At 61.2% G+C, this 13,500-nt stretch carries 2 protein-coding genes; both read right to left on the bottom strand.

Going from position 1 to position 13,500, the window contains the following annotated elements; translation table 11 throughout:
* Window positions 1-8,287 (bottom strand): non-ribosomal peptide synthetase (locus QMA15_RS32025; RefSeq protein WP_290289037.1); only part of this gene is annotated, 8,287 nt, incomplete at its 3' end.
* 93 nt (window positions 8,288-8,380) lie between these two features.
* Window positions 8,381-13,500, bottom strand: a 5,120-nt coding sequence (locus tag QMA15_RS32020) for a non-ribosomal peptide synthetase (protein ID WP_290289035.1), incomplete at its 5' end; no start/stop codon positions are given.

Below are 13,500 nucleotides of genomic sequence, written 5' to 3'. Positions count from 1 at the left end.
GGAACACCGCAACCTCGAACACCGGCTCCGGCAACAACTTCCGATCCAACTTCCCAGACGAGTTCAGAGGCAACTCGTCCAAGACCATGATCGCGTTCGGAATCATGTAGACAGGTAGCGATTCAGGAAGCGCATTCCTCAAGACTTCTACGTCGATCACAGAATCCGGGACCGCGATCACATATGCGACCAGCTGATCGCCCATATCGGTGGATGCCACAGTGACCACACACTGAGCTACCGTCGAATGCGCCAGCAGAGCTGACTCGATCTCACCCAGTTCGATCCTCTGACCACGGAATTTGACCTGAAAATCGGTACGCCCGACATACTCGAGTTCGCCTGCGGTGTTCCACCACACCAGGTCCCCGGTGCGATACATCCGACTGCCACCGGGATTGATTTCACCGTTCGTGTCGCTCGCCTCCACAAATGGGTTCGCGACAAAACGATCACTGGTGAGATCGGGTCGCGCGACGTAACCGCGCGCCAGTTGATCACCGGCCAGATACAGCTCACCCGCAACGCCTACCGGCACCGGCTGCAACCGACTGTCCAACACGTAGACCTGCGAGTTCCACCCGGGCACCCCGATCGGAATCCCTGTTGATTCCGATCCATCGACCTCGTAGTAGGTGATCGAGACCGCAGCCTCGGTTGGGCCGTACACATTGTGCAGGCTTGCAGACGAAACCTGAGCGAATGCACGTACCGTCTCCACCGGCAACGCCTCACCGATCACGAAGACGTCCCTCAGCGACACCAACGCGTGCTCTGGAACCGAAGCCGCGAATACGGTCAACATCGACGGAACGAAGTCCGTCAGCGTCACCCGATGATCTTCGATCAGACCAGCCAGATACGCGGGATCTCGATGTCCGTCGTGAGATGCCAGCACCACTCTCGTACCGGACAGAAGCGCGGTGAAGTATCCCCACAACGAGACGTCGAATGTCGTTGCAGTCTTTTGCAGATAGACGTCTTCTGTGCCGATGGCGTACTGATCCTGCATCCACAGGACCTGGTTCACGATGGCGTGATGCGAGACCGCAACGCCCTTGGGCTTGCCCGTGGAACCCGAGGTGAAGATCACGTAGGCGGCATTCACATCACGCAGTCGACCACGACGATCAGCATCGGAAACGACGGAAGGCGAATAGCTCGAGAGGTCAGCAGCATCGATCAACAGCACGTCGGCGCCGTTCGGCGCTACGAAAGCATCCCTCGTCGTCGACAGCACACAGACTGGATCGGCCGTCGTGAGGATGTGCCCGATCCGCTCGGCGGGGTGATCGGGATCCAATGGCACGTAGGCTCCGCCCGCGGCGATCACCGCGTACATACCCACTACGAGATCGAGCGACCGACGCATCGCCAAGGCCACCAACGACTCGGGCCCGACACCATCGTCTATCAGCTTGCGTGCCAATTTGTTCACACGATCGGACACCTCGCCATAGGTCAGCGACTGGCCGTCGAACACCACGGCAACAGCATCGGGTGCCAACGCAACGCGAGTGTCGAACAGCGAAGCCAATGTCTCACTGTACCCGACGTCACGTGCGGTGGAGTTGCGCGCAGTCAACAGCGACTCGCGCTCGGTCTCCTCCAACAGATCGATGTCACCCACAGTGATCGACGGATCCACGACCACCTGCTCGAGGATCCTGATGAACCGATCGGCGAATCCACGAATCGTCGACTCGTCGAACAGATCTGTGGCGTATGCGAACTCGGCGAACATGCCGTCTTCGAGCGCATCTTCGACACGGGGAGCGAGAGTAAGTTGAAGATCGAATTTCGCGATACCGGCATCGAACTCGAGGCCCGACACCTCCAACCCCGAAAGCTCCAACGCATCCTGGGACATGTTCTGGAAGAACAACGCGACCTGGAACAGCGGGTGATGTGCCTGCGATCGGGTGGGGTCCAGTACCTCGACCAATCGTTCGAACGGAACATCGCCGTTGCCGAGCGCCTGAAGGTCCGTCCTCCGCGTTGCCGAGACGAGCGCACTGAACGGACTGGCGAGGTCAACAGGAGTCCGCAGGACCAGCGTATTCACGAACATACCGATCACATCGTCGAGCGCCTTTTCGCCTCGCCCTGCAACCGGAGTACCGATCACGATGTCACTGGTACCGGACAACCTTGCGAGAAGCACGGCGAGGGCCGAATGCATCACCATGAACAGCGACGCGTTCCGCTCGCGTGCGAGTGAGTCCAAGCTCGACCGAATCTCTTCGCTGACGGAGAAGCGATACGTAGCGCCACCATTCGAGGCGACGACCGGGCGGGATCGGTCAGTTGGTAACGCAAGCACTTCCGGAGAATCACGGAGGACGGAGCGCCAGTGGTCCAGCTGAGCCGAGATCAAAGAATTCGGGTCGTCCTCGTCGCCGAGGACCTCCCGCTGCCAGAGTGCATAATCGGCGTACTGCACCTCGAGCGGAGTCCAATTCGGAACGCCGTTCGAAACCCGAGCGGCGTAGGCAACCATGACATCCCGAGTCAGCGGACGCATCGAGAACCCGTCCGCTGCGATGTGATGCACAACGAAGGCGAGAACAAATGCGTCCGCCCCCACCTCGAACAACTGCACACGGAACGGTACCGACGTTGTCACATCGAACCCTGCCAGAGCGAGCGTCAGCAGTGCCTCTTCGACCCGAGTTCCGCCCAGAGTGACTGGGGTGAGATCAAAAGATACCTCTGAGGCAGGCAGAATCACCTGCTGACCTTGCCCACTCGCCTCGGGGTAGATCGTCCGTAGCGATTCGTGCCGATCCACCACATCCGATACGGCCAACTGCAGTGCCGACAGGTTCAACTGGCCACTCAAACGCAGCGCAATCGGAATATTGTTGACGGCCGATTCGGGGTCGAAGCGGCTCAGGAACCACATGCGCTGCTGAGCAAGTGACAACGGAATCGTCGTGGGGCGAGGTCCTGCAACTAGTGCCGGAATGTTCCCGGAACTGACGTGTGACGAGATCGCCGCCGCCAGCGACTCTACATTCGAATTTTCGAACAGGACCCTCACGGGGATCGTCGTCTCGAGCGCTCGCCCGAGCCTGGCGACCAATCGTGTGGCTACGAGCGAATTGCCACCCAAAGCAAAGAAATCATCATCCAACCCGACACGCTCGACCCCCAGAACGTCGGCAAAGACGGCCGCTACCGCCAACTCCGTATCAGTCGCGGGTGTTCGATACTCCCGCACCTCGAATACTGGCTCCGGCAACGCCTTCCGATCCAACTTACCGTTCACCGTCAGCGGAAGCTCCTCGAGCACCACCACAGCATCCGGAACCATGTACCCGGTCAAGAACTCGCTCACCCTCGTCGACACAACGGAAGCAGCAAGATCCATGCCAGCCTCGGGGATCACATACCCCACAAGACGATCACCGAGCGCAACATCCGAGCGCACAACCGCCACAGCGCCAGCCACCCCAGGCACACGCAACAACGCAGCCTCGACCTCGCCGAGTTCAATCCGGAACCCACGCAACTGAATCTGCGAATCACTTCGGCCCGCATACTCGAGCACCCCGTCGGCATTCCACCGCGCAATATCACCTGTCCGGTACATCTGATCACCGGAACCGCTGCGTCCGAACGGGTTCGCAACAAAACGACCAGCAGTCAGCCCGGGCTGGCCCACATACCCACGCGAAAGCTGTCCACCAGCGACATACATTTCTCCTCGAACACCTACCGGCACAGGGCGAAGCCGATCGTCGAGTACGAACACCGACAACCCGCCAAGGCCACGGCCGATCACCGAACCGGTCGCCTTCCGAACCATCACCGAGTCGAGTGCCGAGAACGACACATGCACAGTGGTCTCGGTAATCCCGTACATGTTCACCAATCGCGGAGAACTATCGTCATGACGGTCATACCAACGCACCAATTGAGACAAATCCAGCGCCTCACCGCCGAAGATCACATGACGCAACGACAACGAACCGGCCGAATCACCAGCCATCCGATCCGCCTCGGCGAACTGATAGAACGCCGAAGGAGTCTGATTGAGCACCGTCACCCGCTCCCGCACAACCAACTCACGGAACTGCTCCGGCGAGCGAGAAGTCAGGTAATCCACCACCACAACAGTGCCGCCGTACAACAGCGGGCCCCACAACTCCCACACCGAGAAATCGAACGCGTAACTGTGGAACAACGTCCACACGTCCGAACCATCGAAACCGAACCGCGGCTGAGCATTCGCAAACAACTCCACCACATTCCGATGACTGACCGCCACACCCTTCGGCTTCCCAGTCGAACCGGACGTATAGATCACGTAGGCAATATCATCGGCACGCAACGCAGAACGGCGATCACCGTCCGACACCGGCGAACCGTCGTAATTCGCCAAGTCCAACGCCATCACATCAAGAACTGGCACCTCGACATCGACGACATCACCCGCAGCGACGACGCACACAGGACGCGCGTCCCCCAACGTGAAAGCGATACGCTCCGCCGGATACGTCGGATCAATCGGCAGATAGCCACCCCCGGCCTTCACCACAGCCAACAACGTGACAACCAACTCGACCGACCGCGGCAAAATAACCGCCACCAACGACTCCGGACCAACACCCGACTCGATCAGCTTGCGCGCCAACCGATTTGCCGCCGCATCCAGTTCACCGAACGACAACCGGCGATCCTCGAACACCACAGCGGTCGACGAAGCCTCACCCGCAACCCTCGCATCGAACATCGACACCAACGTCGTGCCTGGCTCAACCTCGACACCAGGAACCATCCAAGAATCCAAAACATCCGAACGCTCGGCAGCATCGAGCAAATCGATATCACCGACCACTACCGCGGCATCCGCAGCGATCGCTTCGAGAATCACAGTCAACCGACCGGCAAAAGATTTCACCGACGCCTCGTCGAACAAATCCGTCGCATAAACGAGTGCCACGCTCAGGCCCCCTGACGCAGCAGTCGCGTCGGACTCCCAGATCGTGAACTGCAAGTCGAATTTGGCTGTCGCCGAATCGACATCAAGCCCAGAGATGGTCAATCCCGGTACCTCGAGGCTGCTTTGCGTGCTCTGCCCAAGATTCTGCATAGAGAGCATCACTTGAAACAGCGGATTCCTCGACTGCGATCGCGAGGGATTGAGCACCTCCACCAACCGCTCGAACGGAACGTCCGAGTTACCGAATCCATCGAGATCGATATCTCGTACCCGGGCGATCAAGTCGATGAAAGACATGTTGACGTCAACATCTGTGCGGAGCACGAGCGTATTGACGAACATCCCGATGAGGTCATCGAGAGCTTGATCGCCTCGACCGGCGACCGGAGTGCCGATCGCAATGTCCGAAGTCCCGGACAACCGCGCCAGCAGAATCGCCACGGCACTGTGCAACACCATGAACAGGGATGCGTTGTTGTCCAGCGCAATTCGATTGAGAGCCTGGTGAAGGTCAGGCTCGATCGTGAATGTGTGCCCGGCTCCCCGGTTCGACGCGACGCGCGGGCGCGGGCGGTCCGACGGAAGATCGAGCTGATCGGGGATACCGGCCAACGCGTGGCGCCAGTAGTCGACCTGGCGAGTGATCAGAGAATCCGGGTCGTCCTCACTGCCGAGAACTTCGCGCTGCCACAGTGCAAAGTCGGCGAACTGTACGGGCAGCGGAGCCAGATCATGCGCAATTCCCTGTGTCCGAGACACATAGGACGAAACGATGTCCTTGGTCAACGGTCCCATGGAGAACCCGTCACCGCTGATGTGATGGACGACGAACACGAGGACGAATTCGTCGGCGGTGGGTTGGAAGAGTGCCGCCCGAATCGGAACCTCGGTGGTCACGTCGAACCCCGGGGTAACGAAGTCGGTCACGCGCTCGACGATCGCCGACTCGTCTACCCGTATGGGAGTCAGGTTCGGTACCACGGCTGCAAGGTCGACCAAGCGCTGATATCCGACGCCGTCGACCTCCGGGTACACGGTTCGAAGGATCTCGTGCCGCTCGATCAAATCTTCGAGCGCGCCCTGCAAGGCATCGACATCGAGCGCTCCGCTGAGACGCAGCGCGACCGGAATGTGGTCGACTGCCGATTCTGGTTCGAATCGGTTGAGGAACCACATGCGCTGCTGCGCCAAAGACAGCGGAACCAACTCGGGGCGCTCGCGAGGGATCAGGGGAACGTGAGCCTTGCGGTCTTCTGAGATTTTCGCTTCGTCGATGAAGACGGCAAGTTCTGCGGCGGTGGGTGCGTCGAAGAAGTTGCGCATGTCGATGGAGATGCCGTGTTCGGCATTGATCCGCGCAACCACGCGAGTGGCGAGCAACGAGTTGCCGCCCAGTTCGAAGAAGCCGTCGTCTGCCCCTACCCGATCCTGCCCGAGTAGATCGGCAAAGATCGCGACCACGCCGGCTTCGGTGGGTGTCGCAGGCTCGCGGAACTCGACCGTCTTCGACACGAATTCGGGTGCGGGCAAGGCTTTTCGATCCAGCTTGCCGCTGGCATTGAGCGGAAACTCGTCCAGTTCGACGAACATGGCAGGGACCATGTAGTCGGGTAGCCGTTCACCCAGCGACGACGTCAGAATCTCTGAATCGATGCCCTCGCCGACGATGTACGCGACCAAGTTGTCACCGATCGTTTCGTCCGAATGGACGATCACCACGGCTTGGGAAACACCTTCACAATCGAGCAGTGCCGCCTCGATCTCACCGAGTTCGATGCGCAGACCGCGGAGCTTGACCTGAAAGTCAGTGCGACCGATGTATTCGAGCTGGCGGTTCGCTCCGACGCCGCGCCAACGCACCAGGTCTCCGGTTCGATACATCCGCGATCCGTCGGTAGTGCCCGGCCGAGCCACGAAACGGTCTGCCGTGAGATCGGGACGCGACACGTATCCCCTGGCCAGCTGAATCCCGGCAAGATAGAGCTCTCCTGCCACTCCTGAAGGCGACGGCCGGAGCGCGTCGTCGAGCACCAGGAGTTCGGTGTCTGCCACGGCCGCGCCGATCGGCACGGACACCTGATCTCGCTCACCGGTTTCGTAATAAGTCACGTCGACGGCAGCCTCGGTCGGGCCGTACAGATTGTGGAGTCCAGCACTGCTGACCTCGCGCAGACGTGCCGCGGTTCGAGCCGGCAACGCCTCACCGGAAGCGAACACGTAGCGAAGGGTTTTGACCTGCGCAACAAGGGGTTCGGCGACGAACACGGCGAGCATCGACGGCACGAAGTGCACCGCCGTCACTCCGCGCTCGATCATCGTGCGAGCCACGTACACCGGATCACGATGTCCGTCGGGTTCCGCGATCACCAGCGATGCACCGACCTGCAGCGGCCAGAAGAACTCCCACACGGACACATCGAAAGTGAAGGGCGTCTTCTGCAAGATCACGTCGTCGGCAGTGAATCCGTACTCGGTCTGACGCCATTGCAGGTTCGCGACGATGGCACGGTGAGAGACTGCAACGCCTTTGGGGCGTCCGGTCGATCCGGACGTGAAGATGACATACGCAGTGTTGTCCGCGCGCAGCGGCGCCAACCGGTCGGCGTCGGTGACAGTTGTCTCGGCACGACCCGACAAGTCGAGGGTGTCGACGTCGAGCGTGGGCGTACCGTGCGGCAGCACCACGGCATCGGACGTACGTGTGAGCACAGCCGTGGGCTTCGCGATCTCGAGTACGTAAGCGAGACGGTCGGCAGGATGATCCGGGTCGAGTGGAACGTACGCGCCGCCGGCCTTGACGATCGCGTACATCGAGACGAGGAGATCGATCGATCGACGCATCGCGAGACCGACGAGGCTGTCCGGTCCGACACCTGCCGCGACGAGTTCACGGGCCAGGCGGTTCGCTCGCGCGTCGAACTGCGCGTAAGTGAGCTGCGTTCCGGCGTAATCCAGCGCGAGCGCATCCGGCGTCCGCTCGACCTGCTCGTCGAAGAGTCCGGCTAGGGTCACGTGTGCGTCGGCCTCGGACGCGACCTCGACGATCGAAGTGCCGTCGGCGATGAGCCGGTCGACCACCGCGCCGAGACCGTCGGCCTCGCTGGCGATCAGCTCCGGCAGCACCGTGGAAACGACAACAGGAACCAGGGCATCCGCCCCCAATGCCCCACCCATCGCGGTGTCGAGAGTGACCAACTCGTCATTGAGTCGTCCGTAGCTGATTTCGGTTCCACCGTGGCTCAGGGCCACACGATCAGGATCTACCGCCGCAACTGCAGCTACCAACTTCGGCAGATCTTCGATCGTCAGCGACTGCGGTCCCGGAATACCGACGGACATCTACACTTCCTCCAACTGACTTTCGTGAAGTGCGCCCCGGCCGAGCACAGCGTTCTGCTCGGCCGGAGGCGTTCACTGGGCAAATACTGAATGTTACCCGGCCGTACCCCCACGGCCCGCTGACACCGACTGTGCGTCAGCTATCACCGAGCTCACAAGTGTGGCGAGACCGTCGACGCCAAGTGCCGGCAGGATGCCCGGAACAAGGCCGGCGAGCGACACCGAAACCAGTGCATCGGGAGCCAGAGCAGCGCCCATGGCGGTACGCATAGCAACGAGTTTGGTCGACAACTCACCGAAGGTGACCGCCTGATCACCGTGGGTGAACGCAATTGCCTCAGGATCGGCGGCCGCCGCCGCGGCTGCCAGTTCGGGCAGATCTGCCGCGGACTTCGGCTCGGCAGCGCTCGCTTCCTCGCGTTCCTGATCGGTCACGATGTCGATCGTACGAATCACGACCCCGGGATCGGTCACCAGTTCTTCGAGCACCCGCCCGAATCGCGCCGCGAAAAGAGCGATGGTCGATTCGTCGAACAGGTCGGTCGCATAGGTGAAACGCATCCTCAGCCCGGACAGCACCCCGGCATCGTCGAATTGCTCGATACCGGTGAGCTGCAGATCGAACATCGCCTGATCGAAACCGCTGTCGACCGCAGAGAGTTCCAGGCCTGGGAGTTGGAACGTACCAAGAGCCATGTTCTGGAATGTGAGCATGACCTGGAAGAGCGGCGAGTATGCGTGAGAGCGCTCTCGCCCCAATTCGTCGACCAACCGCTCGAACGGTACGTCGGCATTGGCGAATGCCGACAAGTCCTTGTCCTTCACGTGCCCCAGAAGGTCGACGAAAGTCGAAGCAGGAGCGATCTCCGTTCGCAGGACCAAGGTGTTGACGAACATCCCGACAAGATCGTCGAGAGCCCGCTCACCTCGACCCGCGATCGGCGTACCGATTGCGATGTCGTTCGATCCACTCATCTTCGCCAGCAGCACGGCCAGGGCAGTGTGAACCACCATGAAGACTGTCGAGTTCTGCTCCCGTGCGATCGTCGCGAGCCGGTCCGTGGTCTCGGAATCGACGGCAAACTCGAATTCCGCACCGCGCATGCTCGCGCGCGCCGGCCGCGGCCGGTCGGTCGGCAGTTCCAGAAGCTCCGGAGTGCCCTTGAGCTCGTTCACCCAGTACGCGAGTTGACGGCCCAGCTGACTGTCCGCGTCCTCCGGCGATCCGAGGACATCACGTTGCCACAGCGTGTAGTCGGCGTACTGCACCTCGAGCGGAGCCCACTCCGGCGTCTCCCCGCCGGTACGTGCGGTGTACGCAACCATGGTGTCTCTGATCAACGGAGCCATCGAGAAGCCGTCACCGCTGATGTGGTGAATGACAACGACGAGGACCCGCTCGGATTCGTCGACCTCGAAGAGACGGATTCGCAACGGAACGGCTGTCGTGACATCGAAGCCCTCGCGAACTGTGTCAGCCACCTGCTCGGCGACCGACGCTTCGTCGGTTGCGATCACTTCCAGTCCCACCGTCGCTGCGGAGCGAGGCAGGATCATCTGAACCGGTCCGTTGCCCTGGTCCGGGTATACCGTCCGGAGCACTTCGTGACGCTCGATCAGATCCGACACCGCGGAGTGAAGTGCGTCGACATCGAGAGCGCCGGACAGCCGGATCGCGACCGGGATGTTGTACGCACCCGAGGTCTTGTCGAACTGATTGAGCACCCACATACGTTGCTGCGCCAACGACAGCGGGATCTCGTGCGGACGCACCTGGGCCACCAACGGTGGGCGGCCACCCGATCCCGCGTGTTCGAGAACCCTCGACGCCAATGCCCCGACAGTCGAGGCCTCGAAGATCACACGGACCGGAATCTGCGCGTCCAACGCCTCACCCAGCCTCGACACGACCTGCGTCGCGACGAGAGAGTTTCCGCCGAGCTCGAAGAAGTCGTCGTCGAGTCCGACCCTCGCCACACCGAGTACGTCAGCGAACACACCCGCCACGATCTCTTCTACGGGGTTGGTCGGCGCACGGAATTCGGTCGCCTCGAATTCGGGGTCGGGCAGGGCTTTGCGATCGACCTTGCCGTTGATGTTGAGCGGTAGTTCGTCCAAGACCATCAATGCCGCCGGCACCATGTAACTCGGCAACTCAGCCACAAGAGTCCGCTTCAAGGTTTCGACATCGATGCTTTCCCCGCTTTGAGGAACGACGTAGCCGACAAGTCGATCACCGGTACGCGCATCCGACTTGGCCACCACCACAGCGGAGTCCACGCTGGCCTGCTTGCGAAGAAGCGCTTCGATCTCACCGAGTTCGATGCGGTAGCCACGGATCTTGACCTGGAAGTCGGCGCGCTCCACGTAGTCGAGTTCGCCGTTCTGCGTCCACCGGACGAGGTCGCCCGTGCGGTACAACCGCGAACCCGCGTCACCGAAGACGTTGGCCACAAATCGTTCCGACGTCAGATCCGCGCGCCCGTGATAGCCGCGAGCAAGCTGGGCACCGGCGAGGTAAAGCTCCCCGGTGACTCCGACGGGGACCGGATGCAAACGCGTGTCGAGCACGAACACCTGCGTGTTCCATTCGGGGGCACCGATCGGCACCGACGTCGTATCGTCCGAACCGACGACGTGCGCTGTCACCGAGACCGCGGCCTCGGTCGGACCGTACAGATTCACCAACTGCGCGTCGCTGAGTTCTGCAAACTCGGTGGCCGTCGCGGCCGGCAACGCTTCACCGATCGCGAGCACCTGACGAAGCGATTCCGGAAGACTATTTTCCGACGCCGACTGCAACATCGCGAGCATCGACGGCACCACGTGGAGCGTCGTGACCTTCTCCCGCGTCATCAGGTCGAGCAGGTAGCTCGGGTCCTTGTGACCTTCAGGTTCGGCGATCACCAGTCGTGCACCGGAAGTCAGTGCCGACCAGAACTCCCAGACCGAGAGGTCGAAGGTTGCCGCCGTCTTGAGCACCATCGCATCGGATCGGTCCAGGCCGTACTGATCGCGCTTCCAGAGAATCTGGTTGACCACCGCCCGATGCGAGATCGCGACGCCCTTCGGCCGCCCCGTCGATCCCGACGTGAAGATCACATAGGCGGTGTTGTCCGCTCGCAGTGGAGCACTGCGATCCCCATCGGTAATCATCGCGTCCGCGTAGGACGCGAGATCGATCGTGTCCATCTCGATCACAGAATCACCGAACGCCGGATTCTTCGCAGTAGTCGAGGTAGTGAGGACGCAGACCGGATCTGCCATGGTCAACACGTACTCGATGCGATCGGCCGGGTGGTTCGGATCGATCGGTACGTATCCACCACCTGCCTTCACCACCGCGTACATGGCGACCAACAGTTCGACCGATCGCTCGATTGCCAACGCGACCAACGACTCAGGACCGACACCGGTTGCAATCAGATGGCGTGCGAGACGGTTGACACGTGCATCGAACTCGGCGTAGGTCAGCGACGTGTTCCCGGCGACCAATGCCAGCGCACCTGGGTTCGAACCGACCTGCTCGTCGAACAGTTCGACCAGAGTGGCTCCCGGGACGGGGTGATCGGTGTCGTTCCAGCGGTTCAGGATCCGGTCGCTCTCGGACGAATCCATCAGCGCGAAGTCGCCTACGGTCAACGACGGATCCGACGCGATCTCCCCGAGCAATCGCACGAATCGATCGGCGAAGTCCTGCACGGTCGACTCGTCGAACAGATCATGCGCGTAGCTGAACATCGACGTGATGCCGGCTGCAGATCCGTTGGCGTCGTAACGATCACTGACGATCAACTGAAGATCGAACTGCGCGACCCCATTGTCGATATCGACACCCTTGACGGTGAGTCCCGGAAGCTCAAGCCCTCCGGTTTCCATGTTCTGGAACAGGAAGCCGACCTGATAGAGCGGATGACGAGCGGTCGAACGCGGAGGGTTGAGCACCTCCACGAGTCGCTCGAACGGAACGTCCGAATGTGCGAACGCTTGAAGGTCGGTCTCCCTGACACGTCCGAGCAGGTCGAGGAACGGCGCACCGCTGTCGATCTGCGTACGGAACACCAAGGTGTTCACGAACATGCCGATGAGATCGTCGAGTGCCCGCTCACCGCGTCCGGCAATGGGCGTACCCACCGCGATGTCCTCGGTTCCGGACAGTCGAGCCAACAGCATCGCGAACGCAGTGTGCGTGAGCATGAACAGCGTCGAATTGTTTGCCCTGGCAAGACCGCTCAGCCGAGCATGCAACTCTGCATCGATATCGAAGTGCAGGTAACCGCCGCGGAAGGACTGCGTCGCGGGGCGCGGCCGGTCAGCTGGAAGTGCAAGCTGATCAGGCAGCCCGGCGAGAGCATCGCTCCAGTACGCAATCTGCTGCGAAGCGATAGATCCCGGGTCTTCCTCACGGCCCAGCACCTCTCGCTGCCACAGGCTGTAGTCGGCGTACTGAACGTCGAGAGGAGCCCAGGACGGTGTGTACCCGGCAACCCGCGAGGCGTATGCGGTCACGACATCTCGAGCGAACGGTGCCATCGAGGAACCGTCGGCGGAAATATGATGAATCGCGACACCGAGTACGTATTCGTCGGAAGCCAACTGGAACAACCGGATACGAATCGGGATCTCGCGTGTGACGTCGAAGCGCGTCGACGCCAGCGCGACCAACTCACCTTCGAGTTCGTCCACGCCGGTCGGTTCTGCGACGATTTCGTCCGACCAACTCGACACGGGCTTGACGACCTGCACCGGACCGTCTCCGATTTCCGGGTAGACGGTTCGAAGTGATTCGTGCCGCCCGATCACATCAGAGATGGCCGCGCTCAGCGCCGAGACATCGAGATCACCCTGAAGGCGCAGCGCCATCGGGATGTTGTATGCAGCAGCGCTCCCGTCGAATCGGTTGAGGAACCACATACGCTGCTGCGCCAACGAAAGCGGAATCCGCTCTGGCCGCTCGACCGCGGTCAGCGCGACTCGCCCACCCGACCCGGTCCGGCTTTCGGCGTGCGCTGCGAGATCCTGCACCGTGGACGCCTCGAACAGAACTCGAACCGAGAGTTCGGTGTCGAGAGCATCGGCGATTCGTTTGATCGTGCGAGTGGCATTGAGGGAGTTGCCGCCGAGCTCGAAGAAATCGTCATCGAGACCCACACGATCAACACCCAACACCTCGGCAAACACCGACGCGACGATCTCCTCCACCGCCGTCACCG

The sequence above is a fragment of the Rhodococcus sp. APC 3903 genome (assembly GCF_030407755.1).
In the GTDB taxonomy this organism is placed as follows: Bacteria; Actinomycetota; Actinomycetes; order Mycobacteriales; family Mycobacteriaceae; genus Rhodococcus_F; species Rhodococcus_F erythropolis.
This window is presented reverse-complemented; position numbering and strand designations above follow the sequence as displayed.